Here is a 20,551-nt window from a genome sequence, read left to right on the forward strand (position 1 = left end):
ATATACTTCCCATCTTTGACTTATTATTTATTTTCAGATGCCTAATATTTCTATATCATAAAAACAAAGAGACCTTGAATATTTTCCAAAATCTCTTTGTTAAATCTATATATTATTTTTCGTATCCTTCTTTAAAATCCTTTTTAATAGTATCTGCTGATTTTGATACCTCTTCAAAAATGTTATTTACTTCATCATAATTAACATTAGAACCTGATATTGAGTATTTATATCCACAGAATAATCCAACAATTAATAAAACTATGCTTGGTACTGATAAGAATATTAATAAAAGTATGGATATTGTTAATGATATTCTTATTGGTTTTTCATTTTCTTTTCTAACCTCAAAGAAATGGTTACTTCCTTTTTTTATAAACTTCCCCACAAACTTAAATATTCTTCCTATAACTTCTCCAATACCACCAAATTTCTCATCATGCTTTTTATTGTCTTCTTTTTTATCTTGCTCTTCTTCCTTTGCTTCGATTATAGTAGTAGCTTCATTATTTTCTACTTTTCCTCTTCTCTCTAAATAAATAATAGAGTCTAAAAGATCCCAATTACATTTTTCTAGCACCTCTTGTGCCTCTTCACGACTTACATTAGTCTTTCCAATTAAAATTTCAATCATTTCATTTCTTTCCATCTATATTACCTCCACAAATTCACTACTTGATTCATCATAGTTATATAATACTTTTAGAAAATTAATCTAAAATATAAGAAAGATTAAAATTAGATTAAAATTTTATTTTTTAAATTTTAATGTAAATTTTTCATTTACAACATATTTATTTTAGTTTTCTATACTACTTACAAAATTAAATATAAAGCACTTTCATTAAAACCTCATAATTCTAAAACGTTAAAAATAATATGAACATTTAAGTTGACTTTCTTATAATTATTCGTATATAATAGGTTTTGTAAAAGCAATAAGTTGGTTTTATATAAGATTCATTAACTTTTTGTTATTATACACGAACATTATATGTAACACAAGATTGTTAGGAGGATTTTTATAATGGTTAAGAAAAAAAAGATATTGTTATCAATGTTAGCTGGAGTATTATCAATAGGTATTTTAGTTGGATGTGGACAGAATGATATGAATACATCTTCTAAAGGAAATGAGTTACAACCTATAATAATTCAAGGAGCAATGGATGTAGAAACAGAAAAGTTGGCTGCTCAACTTGATAACATGGAAGAAGTAACAATATCAGGATGGGATTTTTATAAAGGAACTATTAATGATTACCCAGTAGTAGTTTCAGTAACTGAAATTGGAATGACTAATGCAGCAGTAGCTACAACTTTAGGTATTGAAAATTTCAATCCAATTGCAATAATAAATCAAGGAACTGCAGGTGGACATGATCCTGAGCTTCATCAATTTGATATAGTATTAGGTAAAAATATAGTTAACTTTGGAGCGTACAAAACAGATTTTAAAGATAAAGGTGAAGGTATAGATCCAACATCTTGGAATCCTATGACTTTAGATGTTCCTGTTAATGGTAAAATGGTTGAACATTCATCTTTTGAAGGTGATAAGGCTCTTTTAGAAGCAGCAAATAGTGTTAAAGATAAATATAAAAGCGGTAAAGTTGTAGAAGGAACTATTGGTTCAGCTGATGAATGGAATAAAGAAATCGATAGAATACTATGGTTAAATGAAACTTTCGGAACATCAGTAGAAGAAATGGAAACAGCATCATCAGCACAAGTTGCTACAGCTTATGGAGTTCCATTCTTAGGTATTAGAGTTCTTTCAAATAACGAAGTTCATAAAGAAGAATATAACAGAAATACCGGTGAAAATTGTCAAGAATATGTAATGGAAGTTGTTAAGGCATATATAGATAATTATCTAAAGAAATAAATTTTTTTAGACTGTACGGGGCTATATTAAAATTATATAGCCCCGTAATAATTTATTATAAATACTGGATTTTTCTAATATTAAATCTATATAAAATCTTTTAAAAGCATTTATATTTTTTCTCTACAAATTGCATGACTGAGCAACATACCAAATACAATAAACACTACAACCATACTAACCATAACTGCATATGGTCTCCAAAGTGACATGTCGAAACGATATCCAGACACTTCATTTATCACCTGTGACGATGCCAGTGGCAACGCATTTAAGATATATTGAAAGAATCTCCATGGTATCTTGATAAATAAAGCCATGATGATGTAGAAAATATTTATTCCAATTCCTATCGCTGTAGTCAAATTTGTATTTGCTGTTTTGTAGGATACCCATCCCATAATAGTTGTTAAAGCCAGTACTCCTAAAAGTTCACTTATAAACATCAAGAGTATTCCCCCTCCTAATGTAAAGTTCCCTATAGAAAATAATGCATATACTTTCAAACTGCTCTTCAAAGCCTGAAGTCCTGTAAAGGAACCTATAATTGTCACTGTACTAAGTGTTGCCACTAAAGTTAACAGTAGACCATATATCATAATCGGAAGAAGACGAACTGCCATCATCCTTTTTCCCCGTTTTGTTGCATAAATAATTTCCATACTGCCATCTTCCATGCTATCAGAATAGGTAGCTCCTGCAAAGAATGTCACCATAAAGATAATTATTAGATAAATAGTCTTAAGATTATCAATTCCTGAATTCCAAAAATAATACCCTGGATGGCTAACAAAATGTGTTTTTACCTTGTTCAGTTCTTCCAATGCCTTTGCCTGATCCTCTTTGAAATAATTTTCTATAATTGCAATAGATTTTTGTCTCCAACACTCATAAAAATTTTGGGCATAGTCATCAGGAAAGTCCTCAATTCTATTTTCACCATATAACACTTCAGGATGAACCTTAACTAAGCCTTCTATAAGAGCTACAAGTGGTTGATATCTTATTTCGGCTGATTTTTCATCCCTCACCTTTTTCAGACCCAACAATAATTTATCTTCTGTCATTTCACCAGAATAGACAGCTTCTTCTTTTAGTACTTCCGGTAGATTTTCATTTTCTACCATGAATAGCACATTTAATCCAGCAGATAAGAGAAATATACCTATTATTGAGAAGAGCACATATTTTGTAAAAAGTCGACGCCTTAATTCTTGATATATCATCTTCTTACCTCCTTCTATAGTTTAACGCGGTGAATACTGTACTAAGTAATAATATAACTCCACTCACTATCAGCAAAATTGATGGTATGAAGAAAACTTTTCCCAAAACTGTTATAATTGGAAATTTTATAGTTCCAAAGTTTGAAAACGCTATTCCCCCTGGTATCAATATCTTAATTATATTGATAATGGTAGTGTCCATATTGATAAATATAGCTAAAATAAAAGCTCCTAATATTGTCAATATAGAGAATTGAATGGCCATCGAAGATTTCTTAGCCATAGATGAAATCCAAGTAGAAAAGCTTGATATGGTTAAAATTCCTACTGCTCCTAAAATAAATATGTGTCTAAGTAATTCCCCTTCAGTGTATGGAAGAAAACTTTGCGTGAGAACCTGTATTGATGTATTTAAAGCATCATTAGGTAATAAAATCATAAGTAGGACAACATAAACACCTACTCCGCAAAGATAGATAATAAATGCCATAATCCAAGGTATAACAATCTTTGCTACAGTAAGGTTTTTTCTACCTTTCATTGTAGTTGTTATAATCTCATCTATTCCATTTTCCTTGTCCTTCGCTATAATAGATCCTGCAAAAATTCCTACCATAATCATAAGTACAAATGAGAAAATCATCATATGTCCAATTCCATCATCCCAGTGTGTAAATCCGCTGTAATAAGTATAGGGTTTTTTCACATTATCCCACATTGACAAAGCTAAGGTCTTTTCACTTTCATTATGTGAGTTTTCATCAATATAATTACGATAATATAGATCTTCATTTTCATAAAAATGCTTTCCTGCATCCTTAGGAATATTAAAAAGATTCTCTGTAGATTCACCTGTCATGTTTCTAAGTCTTAACTCTTGCATAACTAATCTGTCAGCATAAATAGCATATTCTAATAAGTCTTTAGTCATTTCTACATTACTTTCATCATTACCTCTTAATGCATTAAGAAACGCATCACAACCATTTTGAAATTTATCTTCAGTCATTTCTCCAGCAGTAACGTTTCTATCCTTAGCTGCCACTTCTATTGCCGCTCTACCTTTATAGTCTTTGTAACAGCCTGTCTGCATAAAGCCTTCGGTAGCTCCACCTACAATAAACCATGCCCATAATCCTGCCAACGTGATTGCAATTAAAACATATGTCAGCAGTCTTCTAAAGCTAAGCTGTCTCTTTAACTCTTGAAAAAATACATCCATTTTTATACCTCCTTCACTTTTGAAAGATAAAAATCATTAAGAGAAGGTGGAACTAACTTACTATTTGGTAATGGAACATCTGCAATATAGCGAATTGCAACTTTTCCCATGTTTTCATTACGAAAATTCATAATTCTATATTCCTTTTCTAACCTCGCCATATCATTTTCTGAAACAACTGTCTCAAATACTTTACCATCAAGTGCTTGAATTAAAGAATGACTTTCTCCTACTGAAATTACATTACCTTTTTCCATAAGCACAAGAGAATTGGCAATAAACTCAATGTCTGAAACAATATGTGTAGACAAAATAACGATTTTTTCTTTGCTTATTGTGGTTAAATATTGGCGAAATCTTCTTCTCTCTTCAATATCTAAACCAGCAGTGGGCTCATCTACAATCAAAATCATAGGATTATTTAACATAGCTTGGCATATTCCAACTCTACGTTTCATACCTCCGGAAAGCTTATCAATCTTTTTCTTTCTAACTCCCGATAAATTAAATTCACTTAATAATTCAGTGATTCTTTCATTTCTTAACTTTTTATCAATTCCTTTTAAAGATCCAATATAATTAAGAAAATCTTCAACTGATTGGTTTTTATCGTATCCAAACTGCTGAGGCAAGTACCCTATTTTATCCAGGTATGCCCCCTTTAATTCAGCAATATTTACATCATCCAGCATTATTTTCCCATTACTTGGCTTTATATTACCAACCAACATTCTCATTAATGTGGTTTTTCCCGCACCATTAGGTCCTAAAAGCCCCCAAATTCCTGGAGTAAATTCAAGATTCACACCATCAACAGCTTTTAAATCTTTAAACTCCTTAGAAAGGTTGCAAGCAAATAACTTCATATACTTTTCCTCCATATAAAAAAACTTCTTTTATCCTTAGTATAATTAAGATAAAAGAAGAGTTTATTCAGAAATTATTTAGCATTTATAAAGATTTTATTAAGAATTGAGTAGGGTAATAATAAATACAGTATGTCCATCCTGACTTTCAGCTTCTAAAGATCCCTGATGCCTTTGTATAATTTCTTTTGCAATAGCCAGACCAAGCCCAGCCCCGGATGATTGACTTCTTGACTGATCTCTTCGATAGAATTTTTCAAATATAAGTTTTAATTCCTGCTCACTTATTACGTCACCATCATTTTCTACAAATAATTGTATATTATATTTCCCCATTTTTCCCTTTATTTTTATGACAGAATCCTTGTAGCTATATGCTATGGCATTCTTTAATAAATTATTTAACACTCGAGCAAATAGTGATCCATCGGCATAGATCTTCATATTAGGAGGAAGATCTATATCAATTTTTAAGTTTTTATCCCTAAGCAGTGGATATAGTTCTTCAGTCAACTGTTCTAGAAAGAAATCTGCATCTAATAAACTTTTATTCAGAGGGATTTCCTGAAGACTAAAACGAGCAATATCAAAAAACTGATTAGTTAAATCTTCCAGTTTGTAAGATTTTCCCAAAAGTTTTTTAATATAGTCTTGGCACACATTCTCTGGCACCTCAGATTCATCTAAAATTGTGAGATAGCCAATGATACTTGTTAATGGAGTCTTTAAGTCGTGTGCTAAGTAGGTTACAAGGTCATTTTTTTTACTCATCTCTATTGCTATTTCCTGCTTTACAATTTCATTCTCATGTATAATCTTATTTATTTGAGAATCAATAATCTTTAGTTCTTGAACTTTTTCAGGTACCTCTCCTTTAGCTAATAAAGCTATTCTTTGCTCCAACTGATCTATTATCATTTTTCGTTGCTTATTTTGAGAGTATCTTAATGTAAAGTAAACAACAATTTCTAAAATAGCAAAACCTCCAACAGCTGTAAATGTCAATATATCTTTAAGACGTGGCCAATAAAATGTTCCCCTTGTACTATGCCCCCCCAAAAACGAAACCTCTTCTTTATCAAATAATATTTGCCTTTGAAAATATTCTGCTACAGTTCCTTCCAATCTAAAATCAATAAATAATATTACTCCTATAAATATAAAAAAAGCTAAAATATAATAATTCCATTTCCATTTTTTACGCTTCAATGATATAACCTACCCCCCAAACAGTTTTAATATATTCAGGACTTTCAAAAGATTCCTCCATTTTTTCTCTCAAGTTTCGAATATGAACAGTTATTGTATTTGTAGATTTTGAATAATACTCATCCTCTTTCAACAGATGAAACAACTTTTCACCACTTAAGACTTGTCCTTTGTTTAATAGTAATATTTCAAGAAGGTTAAATTCTGTAGGTGTTAGTTTTAGTTCTTTGCCATTTAGATTAACATGCTTACTTTTTCTATCTAAGATTAATCCTTTATAATATATAGTATTATCTTCCTTTGAGTCTTCACTATATTCCTTGTATCGTCTAAGCTGAGCTTTAACCCTTGCCATAACTTCCAGGGGATTAAAAGGCTTAGTGATATAATCATCTGCACCATAAGTAAGACCTATTATTTTATCTTGATCCGCTGTTTTTGCAGTAAGCATTATTATAGGATACTTATATTTGGTGCGTATATTTTTACAAATGGTTAGCCCATTTATATCTGGAAGCATTAAATCCAAAATAACTAAATCTGGCTCTTTATTTTCAAGAACTTCAAAAGCTCTCTTACCATTTTCGGCTTCCAATATTTCGAAAGATTCAGCTTTTAAATAGATTTTTAATATGTCTCTAATATCTTCATCATCTTCCACAATCAAAATTTTCTCCATTTAATTCCTCCACATGTTTACATTAAAAAACTTATACTATTCTCAGTCACATTTAATCATAATTATACCAAATAAAACTAGTATATTCATGCCTATTTATATTTTTTTGCTAAATCGACCATGGATTCTCATAGTGATAATATATTAATTATACCTACAAATAGAAAAGACTAGATTGGGGGGTTTGTATATAAGAAAAAAGATATACTTGAGTTAAAAAGACGTTTTAAAAAAGATCATTGCACCTTCACTAAAATGTGTGGTCGCTATGTTAATTGAGAAAAACATATTATTTTAAAATTTAGAGAAACCTTTCTAAATTTAGATAGAGATGAATACTTTAAGTACTTAGAGATTGCTAAAAAAGTACTGTCTGGAACTATTGGGTTTAATTTAAGGTATACAAATTAATAAAGAAGATATCTTAAAACTATACACATCTTAATCCAAATGTGTATAGTCTTAATAAATTCAAATATTCCCTTCCTTAAACTAGCTTACAAAACCAATTCATTTGAATTTTTGCATTTACTTATAGTACGGTTCACAGTATCACTTGCAAGTGAGGCTTTTTATTATTTCTTTTGTGAGTTAATTAGTTTATTATATTGCTTAATTATCCTATATAGTTTGCTTATTATTTTACCCTATTATCACTACCTGTAACACAATAAATATCTAAAACTTCAGCATCTTCACTCTTTGCTTCAATTAGAGTTACTATATTTTTATCAAATTTTAAAGATGTATTATCTTTTATTGAAATTAGTATATCTGCCCTTTTATTTAACGTTGATCTTATAGTTAAATTTAATGAATCAATTCTCTTATTATAAGGGTTTAGTAATTCAAAACCATTGTTATTATTTTGAGTGAATCTCATGTAACCCTTTCATAATTTCATATATTTTACGGGTAGTATTGACATTTCTCACTGTCATATTTTTATATAAGGAATTTGCCACGAGCTTCTGCAAACCACTTTTTGTAATATTTCCTTTATCAACGGCCCATAAAATAGCTCCTGATACATACATAACTGTATCTATTTGAGGCTTAATTTTCAATTCAGCAAGCAATGTCTCCCTGTCTATTTCTTCCCATAAAAATAGTACGTCACTTCTCATGCTTTTATCATTTTTCCAGCTCTCTGGAAGAATTTTCATCATATTCTCAAAATCATTTATACTACGGACCAACACTTTAATCTTTAACTGAAAATCCCTAAATATAGCTTCTTGGAGAAATGTTGTAATTTCTGACTTTGTATGTTTCATATCGGTAAAAATCATATTGCCCGAATTAATATATGTTATAACAGATTCCATACCTATTCGTATAAAAGTTTCTTTTAGAAGTTTCATATCGATTTTATTTTTTCCTCCAACATTTATCCCTCTTAATAAAGCAACATAAATCATCCTTTTACTCCCTTTTAATTTCTTTATTTAATCCATTTTCACATGTTTATCACTAGTTTTTTAAATCGCATTTATTTGTGGTACGGTTCTCCCTCAATTATCTTAAATACGATCATATATATTTATCTAGTCATACTTTTACCCCATACTCCTGATTATAGGCAATCAGATATAATATCTCCTTAGTTGCTCTTAAACTTTTGTTAAACTATTCTTTTTCAACTTCTATAATTCCTATATTTTCTAAGAAGTCTAGCAATAAGTTCAAAAATATCTCCCTACCATTACTTTCATTAATATGGCTTAAATTCATATATAGCACTTAGTTTAAAGTAATTTTTACTACTATAAATACTCTAGTTTTGCAAAAGCTTTGAAGTATAATTGCCCTTAAGTCCCCTATATAACGCAACATTTTAAAATGTTAAAATTTCAAAATGCTAAAATGCTAAATATTTAAATACTTAAAATGTTAAAATGCTCTATACCTATTATTAAATATCTATGTATCTAAGTAGAATTTTACATCTACTTAGTTGAAGGGATTATCAATATATAATAAGAAACAGTAGGTTCATCCATGTCTAACACTCCAGCCTTCAATAACAAAGTATCACTTGAAAATACACTTCTCTGGCGATTCAAGCGACCATAGGCACTGTTTAAACTTTCAATGACATTAGATTAACGCTTTGAATCTTCAAAATAGTTATTGCTTTCTTGTATTATGAACTCGATATAATCCAAAGCATCTTTTCGTCTTTTAAAAATAGATTTATAGTAAGACTTTTTATTTCCCTTGCGTAATCTCATAGCTTCATTAATTATCTTATGCCACCGATGAGGAACTGTCTGTAATGCATATTCTCCTGCACCAATTTTTGATGTTATATCTCTTTCTTTAAATGTATAGTAAATACGAGAAACACCTAAAACTCCCCATTCTATCATTTCCAAACTAACAAATAAGCCGATATATTTAACAGATGGAAACTTTTTACAATCATTTTTCCAATTAAACCAATAAGTATTAAGATTATCTCTCATATTATAGATTAAGGTGTTCCAGTTTACTATATAATCAAAATTGTCTATACTTTCTCCTTTAATATTTATTCCATACTTTTTTAATTGATAAGCATCAATTGAATCTTTCTCAAATTTTTCAAGACCTTTATATATACCATCGATAAAACAAGGACATGTTTTTTGGTTTTCGTGCTGTGTTTGAAGATCATTTTTCATTGCATAAAGTCCCATTAAATCTGTTTTAGGAAACTTCTTTTTAATCTCCCTATGAATTTCTTTTAGAATATTTATATCTATCTCTGTAATTTTCCTTTTCATAACTACAATAAAATCAATATCACTCATTCCATAATTAAATGCTCCTAAAGAAATAGAGCCATAAATATAATATGCTTCAAGCAAATTAGGTAATTTTGATTCAAATAAATCAAGGTGTTCCTTTAATATCTCCTTTGCCTCTTCTGGAATACTACTCATATAAATCTCCCTTTTGATAAATCTTTTATTATTTCACATCATTATTATGCTCTTATTCAATTATATCGATTATTAATATAAATTTCAAATATTTAACATAATTATATAGATTACATTTCTAATGTTAAATTAGTGACTTATAATATATCATTTTTTACATGGTAAGTTGCTTCACTTTGATAAATTACTAATTTGAGTAAAAAGCACATTTACATAGTTTCAATTTTCCTTGATTTAATATCTGACAATACTTAGTGTCTTTAATTACTTTCCTTATCATCTCAACCTCCTATGCTTTGCAAATAAATAAAAACCTTAATCACCGTTGTATTGGTAATTAAGGTTTTTAATCAATCATATAATCTTTTAAATTCTGTGGAGTTAACTCCATAGGAATAATCAGCGTTATAGCATAATTATTATTGCAGATTATTAAGCTATTAGTATAAACTTCTCCATTATTACATACTATCTTATCTACATATTCTGCTATAACTTCATTACATTCAATGTAGGCTTTATCCTCTAGTTCCTTAAAGTCTTCTTTTTTCTCTATGACTACTACATAACCACCATCATCTTCATACTTATTTCTGCCTTCTCCATATTCATCATCAAGTATTTTCAATATTTTTCTTATAGAAGCTTGGATCTCTAATTGCAACTTTTGAATAAGTTTTTCTTCTTTGAAATAAACTATTTCTATCATATATATTACCTCCTATATTCTTAATCAAGGTTATAATATATATTTATATTTTGAATTATTACTCTATTCCATAGAACTATTTCCAAAAGCATGTAATTTTAGACGGCTATCCCACATATGGTTTCTAAAAGCTTTATAACCTTATTTCTCATAAAATTAAGCTTGGAACATATTTAGCATGGATAGATTGTAGAATGATACCTTTTTCTTGTGATGAAATTCAAGACGCTCTAATGAATGTTGGCGGTGTTGGAATAATGAAATGTGAAGTTTATGGAAGTGAAAAATACCTTCGCTTAAATTGTAGATGCACATTAGCGAAATTTAAAATAGGAATGGAAAGATTCAAAAAGAGTTTTGATTATCTTTATAGTTTAGACAATGTGAAGTGATGAATTTCAAAAAATAACTCTGTAGAATTTATTTTGTATATCTTCTACAGAGTTAACTCTATTTTTAAATATAATATTATAAATAATAGTATTCAATTGATATTGAAGTTACTATTTTTATTAATTATTTCTTGATGCGTAAATTTCTTTTTCTACATCAATAAATGTTTGAGCTATAACAGCATAAGCTTTACCCCATGCTTCAATAATTTCATCAGTTGCAGCATCGCCTAAAACTTCTTTTATTGCAACTAATAAATTAGAACCAACGATTGGATAATGTTCTTCTTTAATTAAGAGATCGCAGTGCTTTTCGCCTATTCTTTTAACTACAGGCATAATTACCTCTAGGTTATCTATGTTTTGAGCAGCAGCTAATATTGTCATAGCTAATGCTTTAGGTTGCTCACCTGAAGCTTGCCTATCCATATTAAATAATGGTTTAACTTCTGGGTTGTTTTCAAACATATTTTTGTAGAATGTTTTTGTAATTTCTACTCCATGAGACTGTAATATTGGTACTGTACTTTTAACTATGTCTATTGTTTTTTGATCTAACATATTCACTTCTCCTTAATAGAATAATTATTATTAATTCTATGCGATTAATATGCCACAAAATTAATTTAATATACAAATAAAATACATATTAAGTTAAAAGTTATTTAGTATTAATTTTAAATATGAAGTAGTAGTATGTATAGTTTGCAATAAACAGTTTTTATATAAAAATTTTTATAAAAACTTTAAAAGTAACTACAATAATTATAATTCATATGGTAGTTATCATAATAATAAACATAGTAACTACAATGAGAGATAAAAGTAAATATAAGAAACTATATAAGACTTTAGCAAAGACATACTATCCAGATATTGAAAATGATGATGGAGAAATAATGAGAATAGTTAATCAGCTAAAAGAAGATTGGGGTATATAGTAGTTACCTAATAAATTCATGTATTAACTATGCTTAAAACCTTGATATAATTAGATTTTAAAGATATTTTATACTAAAACAAACATAAACATAATAATTAAATAGAATTAGTACCCAACTATTTTAGTGGAAGGTGGAGTATACCCAATTTGATAGGCACATAGAAAAGGATGTGTTTACAAATGGGAAGAAAGAGAGAATTTTCAGTAGAATATAAAAAAGAAATAATTAAACTAATTACAGAGCAGGGAAATAAGGTATCTCTTGTAGCAAAAGATATTGGTGTTAGTGAGGCTACTGTTAGAATGTGGGTAAAGGAATATGGAACTCACGGAGTTGATGCTCTTCTTCCATAAGTACTTTCAGCTTGTACATTGTATACTTCTGCTTATTCCATTATCTTAACAACTTCTTTTCTATTAGGAATTTCACTAGTTTGTAAGCATTTATTAAAGCATTCTCTAAAAGCTTTATGTTTAAATATTAACTCTACATATTTCAACTGTCTTTCTCTATATCTCAATTTGAATATGTTTCTTCCCTCTGGAGTCAAAAAAACATCACCCAATCTTTTTCCCTTTTTTTATCTATAAGTCCAAGATATCTACCAGCATCAGCATATTAATTAGTCTGTCTAGGGTCAAAATCATCATCAAGTATTTTCAATATTTTTCTTATAGAAGCTTGGACCTCTAATGGCAGCTTTTGAATAAATTTTTCTTCTTTAAAATAAACTATTTCTATCATATATATATTACCTCCTATATTCTTAATCAAAGTTATAATATATATTTATATTTTGAATTATTACTCTATTTCATAGAACTATCTCCAAAATCATGTAATTCTAGACGACTATCCCACAGATGGTTTCCAAAATCTTTTTAACCTTATTTTTCATAAAATTAAGCTTGGAATATATTTTTATAATAGGTTATTCTTTAAAGAGCCAAGAATTTCTTCCTTGCTCTTTAATATTAGGCTCTGTTTAAAAATACTGTTGATATTTAATCATATTTTAAGGGAACTCAAATTTGAGTTCCCTTGATTTCAATTTATAAAGGTGGTATTTAAGAAAGATGTTGGCGTTTATGCTCTGAAAAATAGTATATTATACCATGAAATAGATAGCCCAAAAATAGTCCATTTATAAAAGTAACTACAAGTTGTCCAATACCAAAATAACCCCTATGATTTACAGAAAATATATAACTAGATATCAGAGTAACAATTTGTATAAAAAAAACAGAAATTAAAAAGTTAAATTTGTTTATAGATATATTCGAATTTTTGGGATTTTTATCTCTAATGCTGTAAAAGAAAATAAATAATAATAAAAAGCCTATCAATGTGCTACTATGTTGAAGTAATTTGTACACAGGGATATGATAACTTAACAAGGTTATCTTACTTCTTAAAAATACTAAATTCCTGACAAAAAAGCCTGTATCGTGTGTAAACGAATCCCAAAATACATGTGTCAACATCCCAATCATACAAGAATACAAAAAGATTATACAGTTTCTAGTATTAGTTATTTTATTTTTCTTTTTAGTAAGATACAAATATTTTTTTGATATAAAATTAGGGAGAGTCATTATAAAAAAATCTTGTATGTATTTATAAAACAAAAAATTTAATAAAAAGCAAAGAGGTAAATTTAAAAAAACAAAGCCAAAAGGTGTATGCCCTATATTACTACTAGGACTAAATAATAAAAAATATATAAAATCTGGAGCCATCGACCCTAGAATTAACCCCCCTAGATTAAATTTTTTACTTTTTGAAAATATTACTGCAGAAGGGTGTGCTAATGTAAAAGCCATAATTTTCTCCTTTAAAAAATTTATTCAACCGATTATATATTAAATATATTCTTTAATCGGATTACATTTCTTCTTGTCCTACTGTTCCTAAAGCCTCTATACCTTTTTTTACTGACTCTATAGTTGGAATAATAAGACTTCCATAATCATATATATATATTCTTATTATACTATATTGTTCAGAAAGTATCCATTTTCAACATCATTCTTTACTAAAACCCACGGTAGAATTACCGTGGGTTTCATTAATAAACACGAAGCTTACCTTATCGCTATATTTTTATCCAAATTTAGTAAAAACCTCATTTATTTGTGATACGGTTCACCGTTAACTATTCTAAATATCATCATATATATTTATCTAGTCATACTTTTACCTTAATATTTCCTTTGCCTCTTCTTGAATACTACTCATATAAATCTCCCTTTTGATAAATCTTTTATTATGTCACACCATTATTATGTCCTTATAGATAATACATGTTAGTTTTATAATTTTATTGCTTTTACTGATGCAGACATAATATATTCTCCAACTTTTAAATTATGTGCCCATTTTTCAGCATATTCCTTTGAGACTTCTTGAGTTTCAATGCTAATATAACTAAAACCAGCCTTTTCTAAATATAATCTTAATTCTTCAACTGAAGATGCTCCAGTAACTCATCCACAATAAAGCTTCTCATCTTGCTTCATTTCCTCTGTCAATTCTCTAATAAGAACTATGTCAGAAATAGCAATTCTACCACCTTTTTTTAATACACGATAAGCTTCATTATATACCCTTTGTTTATTTGGAGATAAATTTATAACGCAATTTGAAATAATTACATCTGCGGTATTATCTGCTACAGGAAGATTTTCAATTTCACCTAATCTAAAGTCTACATTTCTATATCTATATTTCTTAGCCATAATTCTTGATTTATTAATCATCTCTGGAGTCATGTCAACTCCAATAATATATCCCTTAAGCCCAACTTTCTTTGAAGCTAAAAAGCAATCAAATCCGCCTCCACTTCCAAGGTCTATAACAGTTTCATCTTCTTTAAGATTAGCTATTAATTGGGGATTTCCACAGCCCAATCCCATGTTAGCTTCATCTGGAGCAGCTGATATTTCTTCATCAGAATATCCAATTTTACGTGATATATCTATTGCAGATTTTTTAATATTAAGACCTCCATTACAGCATCCAGCACCTTTTACATTTCCAATAGCTATCTTCCCATAACTATTACGAACAGCATTTCTAACATCTATCTTTTTAAAATCACTCATATGCCTTCCTCCTTATACTAAAAAATCCCCTTACCATCTGTAGTAAGAATCACTTTCTATATTATTAAATAAATATGTTGTTACTAAGTTCATCCTATGATTTGCAATGTTCATTATAAATTCTATCACCTGTGTAGTTGCACAAAACTTACTTATTATAAGTTTATCATTCATAAGATCATAATAATACTAGTATATTTTTTATTGAAGCTTTCTAGTGCATTTACATAGTTTCAATTTCAACTTTTATTGCTGTAGCACCTTCTAGTTGAATCCAGTTTAAATTCGCTTTGAACTCTGAACTAACTTTATCTAAGTTACATATATTTTCTATAACATAAGCTCCTTTATTTTCAACATATTTATCTATTGCTACGTGAGATTTACCATGTTGTATTCCACTTAAGTCAATTCCTATTAATTTTACATTGCAATCTAATAATTTATCTATAAGCTCATCAGTTAAATATGGACTTGATCTAGAATTAAAATACTCTTCGCTTCCATATCCATAGTTTTCTAAATATCCGGTTCTAAATATTACAAAAGAACCTGATTTAATTGATAGATTCTCTAATATATTAATGTCTATAATATCTAGATTTCTAGCATCTATTACCTTAACATCCATTTCAGATGGTAACTCTATATTTGATAAGTTATAGCAATCTATATGAGTTCCTATATGTTGTCTTTGATGTGCTGGCTGTGAATCTCCCCATTTTAATATTTCTCCTGGAATATTAAATTCTGTTAAATGTAAATTCATATTATCTATCTCCTTCTAATTCTATTATTTCATCTAAATAGTTATTAAATTTTACTAGGAAACTAGCTACAATATCTTGATCTTCCTTAGTTATATCTTTAAAAAATTTATTATTTCTTTCTTCCCACTGTTTATGTTTTATTTCATGATGTTTATATAATTTCTCACCTAATTCTGTTAACTTAAAATATATTTCTTTATCATTCTCAGGCTTTTTATATTTATCAATAAGATTATTATTTATAAGTTTTTTAGTTATTTTACTTATTGCACCTCTCGTCATATTCATGCTTTGAGATATCTTAGTAACATTAGGATCTTTTATTTTCCCTATAAAGTCTAAACAATGTATTTCTGAAACCCCATAATTTTCATATTCACCTTTAAATGCTAATTTTCCTAGGATTTCTTCCTTTTCATATATATTTTTTAAACCCTCCATAATAGTATTAATATTATCCACTTCAAAAACCTCCTTTAGAGTTCTCACAAAACATGCCTACATTTTTGTTTCCTGTGAAACAATAATACCAACATTTTGTTTCCTTGTCAACATTTTTACTAGGCTACTGATGAATAATTTCATTCATAGTCAGTAAGTTACATTGAAATCATTGAAAGTAACTGCAAAAAAGCATGTAAATTTAACAGTAAATCTACATGCTTTTTTATATAATTGTTTTATATTGCTATTTGAGTGAAATCAATGATATTACATAGTCTCTAAATCTCTTCGCAGTTGGAGACATGTAGGAATCCTCAATCCATCCCATATAAATAGTTTTATATCCGATATAGTCTTTTATTTTTATTATAGAAAGTGTATTTGTGTTAATAAGTGGAGTGTTAGGAACTATAGTAATGCCAGCACCAGCAATTACTAATCCACTAAGCATATTGGCTTCGCTAGGTTGTACAGAAATCTTAGGAGTATAGTCTATAAATTCAGAAAAAGAAAGAATTCTATCTTTATTTTCTTCACAGGATACAATAAAGGATTCATCTTTTAAGTCTTTTAAAAAAACTTCTGTTTCATTTGCAAGGCGATGGCTTTTAGGAACAATTAAAACATACTCTTCTTTTCTCACTGGTATTGATTTAATTTCAGCATATTCATGAGTATCATCAATATTATCATAAAAACCTAAATCTATTTTACCGTATTTTAAATCCTTTAATATTTCTGTTGTAGATTCTTGATTAAATTGAAATTTAGTATCAGGACAGTGGTTTAAAAAATCACTGATTATAAACGGTATAAAATATGTACCAATGCAATAGGTAGACGCAATAGAAATAATTGCTTTATCAGGATTTAGCATATCCTGTAATTCATTAATTCCTTTTTCAATTTCCATTAGCGCTAGGTTAGCACGCTTTAAAAACACTTCTCCAAAAGAGGTAAGCTTAACATTGCGTCCATTCCTTTCAAATAAAGGTACATTCAACTCATCTTCTAATTTAGATATTGCCTTACTCAGAGCAGGTTGAGTTACTGATGCTGAAGCTGCCGCAGCAGTAAAATTTTCAGTTTTAGCTATTTTTTTAAAATACTCTAATTGTTGTAAATTCATAGGTATTCTCCTTATTAACCAGATTATTTATATATAACTTTAAGTTATAATTATATGAATAACATTAATTGGACATAATCAATTTTTTGTTGATATAATCATAACTGACAGCAACTAACTATATAATTAAATAAAGTTATTATAAATTTTATTTATGGATATGTCAAAATATATTAAAAATATAAGGAGTAGATTTATATGATGAAAGTAGATGCTGAAAAATGTATCGGATGTGGACAATGCATTAAAGATTGCTTCCCTAAAAAAAATATAGAAATAATTGATGGTAAAGCTAAAATTAATAATTCAACCTGTATTAAATGTGGACATTGTGTTGCTATATGTCCTAAAAATGCAATATCAACAGATGAGTACAACATTGAAGATGTAAAAAATTATAATAAAGAAGAGTTTTCAGTGAATGCTGATAATTTATTAAACTTCATAAAATTTAGAAGGAGTATAAGACAATTCAAAAATAAAGAAGTAGAAAAAGAGAAAATTGCTAAAATTATAGAAGCTGGAAGATTTACTCAAACTGCCAGTAATATGCAGGATGTATCTTATATAGTAGTAAAAGAACATCTACATGAACTAAAATCTTTAACATTAGAGAGTTTGCAGAAAGTTGGGGAGGACATACTAGCTAATTTAACTCCAGAAACTATGTTACTTAAGAGATATTCCGAAGAGTGGATAAAAATGTATGAACAATATCAAAAAAATCCTAATGAAAATGATAAACTATTCTTCAATGCTCCATCAGTAATAATAGTTACAGCTAATTCACATGTAAATGGAGATTTATCTTCTTCAAACTTTAGTGGATTCAATGGAGCTTTATCTTCCTCAAATATGGAACTTATGACTAATGCTTTAGGACTAGGAACTTTCTTTTGTGGATTCTTTATAATAGCCGCACATGGAAATAAAAAAATTATGGATCTTCTTGGAGTTAAAGAAGATAAACAAATTGTAGCATGCATGCCAATAGGATATCCTAACGTGAGATATTTAAGAACAGTACCAAGAAAAGAAGCAGCTATATGTTGGATTTAATATATCATCAAATCTTGAGCCAGTATGTATCTTCCCAATAGGCTATCCAAATAAAGATGCAAAACCTCATCCTAGTCACACAAAAAGGAAGGATATTTCAGAAACTGTTTCCTATAACCATTTTTGATTAGTTGATAAGGGTCTGTTGCACTAAGTGCAATAGATCCGTGAGAAAAATATCTTTAGGTCTACCACTAAATTCAGTAAAGTATTAATCAGTCATTTAAAAGTTTTTAAATCTTTTTTAGATTAAAACTTGCCTTAAAGTTTCTATCATAATTTTTACGAAAAATAAGAGAAGCCATTAGAACATCTAATAACTTCTCCACTTTGTCTCTAACCTTATCTAATTATTAAAATGATGAAACTCCATCTTATTTATTCTCTTATAATTCTTTTTTCATATGCAATATTGGATACGGTCTTCCATCATCATCCGTTGGAGATTCAGATACTACTTTAAATCCTTTGTGTAAATAAAATTCTTTTGCCTTAGGATTGTCCTTATTTACATCCAGCGATAAAAAGGCGTACTTTTCCATCATATAATCAAATAAACTGCTGCCAATTCCCATACCAATGGAATCTGGATGTAAAAACAACATATTTAAATTGTTGTCTTTAACATTTGCGAACCCCAGTATACTTTTTAGGTCCGTATCATAAGCTACTTCAATTACAATTTTATCTAGATAGTCCCTCAATTGTGGTTTCATTTCATTAAAATCTTGTTCTTTCAAAAAATCATGTGTAGCTTTTACTGATTCTTCCCATACTTCAATAACTTCATCTATTTCATCTATATTGGCTATTCTATACTCTATCATATTAAATTCTCCCTTATAATATATTTTGTAATTAGTTTTAATTGAATTTCCAGCATCAAAATTTGCTACAAAAATAAAAAGATTGCTGGAAATTTAAATACTTATAAGTTATGCTATATCTACTGCATACTCTCTTTTATATTTAGTTTCTTTTATCCAATTATAAATGAGTATATTTTATCAATGTACTAAAATTTAATCTTTTTATTTCTCAGTCAATTATTTGTCCCAATATGCAGGGCGAACTATTGACATCGGTAGCCTTGTATTAGAATCTCCTTTAGCTACATTAATCTGAGCTTGCGTAATGAATATACTATTTGTAAGATTAGCTCCTCTTATATCAGCGTCTCTCAAATCAGCTCCAATAAGGTCTGCTCCACTTAAATCAACACCTCTAAGGTCCGCTGCAATAAGAAATGCTCCTCTCAAGTCTTCTCCTGTTAGATTAATTTTTCTAAGATCTGAACCAATAAAGTTTAACCTTCCAACAATTGTCTTTTTACGTTTTAAAGTAGTTTTCTTTCCTCTTCGAGCTTTAGTTCTCACAATCTCACTAGTTTTTGAGAGTAGAGCGTTAACATTACTTCTGTGTGCTACTAAATCTAGTTTTATTAGAGAATCAGTATCTAAATTAGTAAGCTGTACAGTTTCACTTATCATCTGACTAATTTCCTCTTTAACGATACTATCATATTGTATTCTAAGTGCTTCTGCTAGATACCATAGCATTTCATGAAGTTGCCTCATAACTAAAAACACATCAAACATTTGCTTTGCAGCTTCTGGATTTCTTCTCCAATCGTGTCCATCATAAGTAACTTGAGCAACTTTTTGCCCTGCTCCAAAGCAGTCATAAGCAGTACATCCTTTAAGACCCTCCTGCCTAAGATTTTTATGAACAGCACATTTAAAATCAGATTGTAAATTTATACAAGGTTTACCCGCATCTTTATCCGTTGGAAAACCTTCTGAAGCAGAAAAATACAATGCGACACAACAAAATCCAAAACATTTTTGACAGTCAATTTTCAGATTCTCATGTAATTCTTCATCATATTTAAATCTATTTTCATATGTCATATTTATTGCCACTCCATATTCTTAGTATATAAGGCATCTTCAAAAAATAAGTAAGTCAGAATGCTCGTCTATT

At 28.8% G+C, this 20,551-nt stretch carries 24 protein-coding genes and 4 pseudogenes; 7 read left to right on the plus strand and 21 right to left on the minus strand.

Features of this window, described 5'->3' with window-relative positions; all coding sequences use genetic code 11:
- Positions 1-112: 112 nt before the first annotated feature.
- Complete coding sequence (locus B3W71_RS10105) at positions 113-649, minus strand: DUF4342 domain-containing protein (protein WP_346888813.1); 537 nt, start codon at positions 647-649, stop codon at positions 113-115.
- 378 nt (positions 650-1,027) lie between these two features.
- On the opposite strand from B3W71_RS10105, the gene B3W71_RS10110 reads away from it, so the two are divergent.
- Positions 1,028-1,888: a 5'-methylthioadenosine/S-adenosylhomocysteine nucleosidase gene (locus B3W71_RS10110; RefSeq protein WP_346888814.1), complete on the plus strand. Its 861-nt coding sequence runs from the start codon at positions 1,028-1,030 to the stop codon at positions 1,886-1,888.
- A gap of 110 nt (positions 1,889-1,998) precedes the next feature.
- Here B3W71_RS10110 and B3W71_RS10115 read toward each other — a convergent pair whose 3' ends face one another.
- From B3W71_RS10115 to B3W71_RS10135, 5 genes are all read right to left on the minus strand, one after another.
- On the minus strand, positions 1,999-3,114 hold the full coding sequence (locus B3W71_RS10115) for a hypothetical protein (protein WP_346888815.1): 1,116 nt from the start codon (positions 3,112-3,114) through the stop codon (positions 1,999-2,001).
- A gap of 4 nt (positions 3,115-3,118) precedes the next feature.
- Positions 3,119-4,336 (minus strand): hypothetical protein, encoded by a 1,218-nt coding sequence (locus tag B3W71_RS10120; protein WP_346888816.1) that lies wholly within the window; start codon positions 4,334-4,336, stop codon positions 3,119-3,121.
- A gap of 2 nt (positions 4,337-4,338) precedes the next feature.
- Positions 4,339-5,202 carry an ATP-binding cassette domain-containing protein gene (locus B3W71_RS10125; protein WP_346888817.1) on the minus strand — a complete coding sequence of 288 codons (864 nt, stop codon included), beginning with the start codon at positions 5,200-5,202 and terminating at the stop codon, positions 4,339-4,341.
- 99 nt (positions 5,203-5,301) lie between these two features.
- Positions 5,302-6,411 (minus strand): HAMP domain-containing sensor histidine kinase, encoded by a 1,110-nt coding sequence (locus tag B3W71_RS10130; RefSeq protein WP_346888818.1) that lies wholly within the window; start codon positions 6,409-6,411, stop codon positions 5,302-5,304.
- Positions 6,401-7,090: a response regulator transcription factor gene (locus B3W71_RS10135; protein WP_346888819.1), complete on the minus strand. Its 690-nt coding sequence runs from the start codon at positions 7,088-7,090 to the stop codon at positions 6,401-6,403. The genes B3W71_RS10130 and B3W71_RS10135 overlap by 11 nt, the downstream gene beginning before the upstream one ends.
- 174 nt (positions 7,091-7,264) lie before the next feature.
- Here B3W71_RS10135 and B3W71_RS10140 point away from each other — a divergent pair.
- A pseudogene (locus B3W71_RS10140) lies at positions 7,265-7,498 on the plus strand (DUF4317 family protein); the annotation flags it as partial.
- A 229-nt stretch (positions 7,499-7,727) separates the two neighbouring features.
- Here B3W71_RS10140 and B3W71_RS10145 read toward each other — a convergent pair.
- From B3W71_RS10145 to B3W71_RS10165, 4 genes are all read right to left on the minus strand, one after another.
- Positions 7,728-7,973 (minus strand): hypothetical protein, encoded by a 246-nt coding sequence (locus tag B3W71_RS10145; RefSeq protein WP_346888820.1) that lies wholly within the window; start codon positions 7,971-7,973, stop codon positions 7,728-7,730.
- Positions 7,954-8,511 carry a DUF1697 domain-containing protein gene (locus B3W71_RS10150; RefSeq protein WP_346888821.1) on the minus strand — a complete coding sequence of 186 codons (558 nt, stop codon included), beginning with the start codon at positions 8,509-8,511 and terminating at the stop codon, positions 7,954-7,956. The genes B3W71_RS10145 and B3W71_RS10150 overlap by 20 nt, the downstream gene beginning before the upstream one ends.
- Positions 8,512-9,195: 684 nt before the next feature.
- On the minus strand, positions 9,196-10,017 hold the full coding sequence (locus tag B3W71_RS10160; protein WP_346888822.1) for an aminoglycoside adenylyltransferase domain-containing protein: 822 nt from the start codon (positions 10,015-10,017) through the stop codon (positions 9,196-9,198).
- A 346-nt stretch (positions 10,018-10,363) separates the two neighbouring features.
- Positions 10,364-10,726: a hypothetical protein gene (locus tag B3W71_RS10165; protein WP_346888823.1), complete on the minus strand. Its 363-nt coding sequence runs from the start codon at positions 10,724-10,726 to the stop codon at positions 10,364-10,366.
- A 194-nt stretch (positions 10,727-10,920) separates the two neighbouring features.
- Here B3W71_RS10165 and B3W71_RS10170 point away from each other — a divergent pair, with 194 nt between their 5' ends.
- A complete protein-coding gene (locus tag B3W71_RS10170; RefSeq protein WP_346888824.1) occupies positions 10,921-11,118 on the plus strand; it encodes a hypothetical protein in 198 nt (65 codons plus the stop codon).
- A 120-nt stretch (positions 11,119-11,238) separates the two neighbouring features.
- Here B3W71_RS10170 and B3W71_RS10175 read toward each other — a convergent pair whose 3' ends face one another.
- Positions 11,239-11,679, minus strand: coding sequence for a globin domain-containing protein (locus B3W71_RS10175; protein WP_346888825.1), 441 nt, complete (start codon positions 11,677-11,679; stop codon positions 11,239-11,241).
- Between the two features lie 251 nt (positions 11,680-11,930).
- On the opposite strand from B3W71_RS10175, the gene B3W71_RS10180 reads away from it, so the two are divergent.
- The gene (locus tag B3W71_RS10180; RefSeq protein WP_346888826.1) at positions 11,931-12,059 is read left to right on the plus strand and encodes a hypothetical protein; all 129 of its coding nucleotides are present in this window, start codon (positions 11,931-11,933) and stop codon (positions 12,057-12,059) included.
- A 182-nt stretch (positions 12,060-12,241) separates the two neighbouring features.
- Positions 12,242-12,403, plus strand: a pseudogene (locus B3W71_RS10185) (transposase); the annotation flags it as partial.
- A 44-nt stretch (positions 12,404-12,447) separates the two neighbouring features.
- Here B3W71_RS10185 and B3W71_RS10190 read toward each other — a convergent pair.
- From B3W71_RS10190 to B3W71_RS10225, 8 genes and pseudogenes are all read right to left on the minus strand, one after another.
- On the minus strand, positions 12,448-12,627 hold the full coding sequence (locus B3W71_RS10190) for a DUF7226 domain-containing protein (RefSeq protein ID WP_346888828.1): 180 nt from the start codon (positions 12,625-12,627) through the stop codon (positions 12,448-12,450).
- A gap of 53 nt (positions 12,628-12,680) precedes the next feature.
- On the minus strand, positions 12,681-12,806 hold the full coding sequence (locus B3W71_RS10195; RefSeq protein ID WP_346888829.1) for a hypothetical protein: 126 nt from the start codon (positions 12,804-12,806) through the stop codon (positions 12,681-12,683).
- 323 nt (positions 12,807-13,129) lie between these two features.
- Positions 13,130-13,885 (minus strand): DUF4184 family protein, encoded by a 756-nt coding sequence (locus B3W71_RS10200; RefSeq protein ID WP_346888830.1) that lies wholly within the window; start codon positions 13,883-13,885, stop codon positions 13,130-13,132.
- Between the two features lie 489 nt (positions 13,886-14,374).
- Positions 14,375-15,166 (minus strand): arsenite methyltransferase, encoded by a 792-nt coding sequence (gene arsM / locus B3W71_RS10205; protein WP_346888831.1) that lies wholly within the window; start codon positions 15,164-15,166, stop codon positions 14,375-14,377.
- Between the two features lie 63 nt (positions 15,167-15,229).
- Positions 15,230-15,340, minus strand: a pseudogene (locus tag B3W71_RS10210) (acetyltransferase); the annotation flags it as partial.
- A gap of 49 nt (positions 15,341-15,389) precedes the next feature.
- Positions 15,390-15,935: a cyclase family protein gene (locus tag B3W71_RS10215; RefSeq protein WP_346888832.1), complete on the minus strand. Its 546-nt coding sequence runs from the start codon at positions 15,933-15,935 to the stop codon at positions 15,390-15,392.
- A 1-nt stretch (position 15,936) separates the two neighbouring features.
- Positions 15,937-16,377: a MarR family transcriptional regulator gene (locus tag B3W71_RS10220; protein ID WP_346888837.1), complete on the minus strand. Its 441-nt coding sequence runs from the start codon at positions 16,375-16,377 to the stop codon at positions 15,937-15,939.
- 247 nt (positions 16,378-16,624) lie between these two features.
- Complete coding sequence (locus tag B3W71_RS10225; protein ID WP_346888833.1) at positions 16,625-17,509, minus strand: LysR family transcriptional regulator; 885 nt, start codon at positions 17,507-17,509, stop codon at positions 16,625-16,627.
- A gap of 198 nt (positions 17,510-17,707) precedes the next feature.
- Here B3W71_RS10225 and B3W71_RS10230 point away from each other — a divergent pair, with 198 nt between their 5' ends.
- Positions 17,708-18,568 carry a nitroreductase family protein gene (locus B3W71_RS10230; RefSeq protein ID WP_346888834.1) on the plus strand — a complete coding sequence of 287 codons (861 nt, stop codon included), beginning with the start codon at positions 17,708-17,710 and terminating at the stop codon, positions 18,566-18,568.
- Positions 18,564-18,695 (plus strand): annotated as a pseudogene (locus tag B3W71_RS10235) (nitroreductase); the annotation flags it as partial. The gene B3W71_RS10230 and the pseudogene B3W71_RS10235, both read left to right, overlap by 5 nt.
- 259 nt (positions 18,696-18,954) lie before the next feature.
- Here the strand turns inward: B3W71_RS10235 and B3W71_RS10240 are convergent.
- Together B3W71_RS10240 and B3W71_RS10245 are read right to left on the minus strand one after the other, a co-directional pair.
- A complete protein-coding gene (locus B3W71_RS10240; RefSeq protein WP_346888835.1) occupies positions 18,955-19,395 on the minus strand; it encodes a GNAT family N-acetyltransferase in 441 nt (146 codons plus the stop codon).
- 219 nt (positions 19,396-19,614) lie between these two features.
- On the minus strand, positions 19,615-20,478 hold the full coding sequence (locus B3W71_RS10245) for a pentapeptide repeat-containing protein (protein WP_346888836.1): 864 nt from the start codon (positions 20,476-20,478) through the stop codon (positions 19,615-19,617).
- Positions 20,479-20,551 lie beyond the last annotated feature (73 nt).

Source organism: Clostridium sp. UBA1056 (assembly GCA_002316385.1).
GTDB lineage: Bacteria > Bacillota > Clostridia > Clostridiales > Clostridiaceae > Clostridium_J.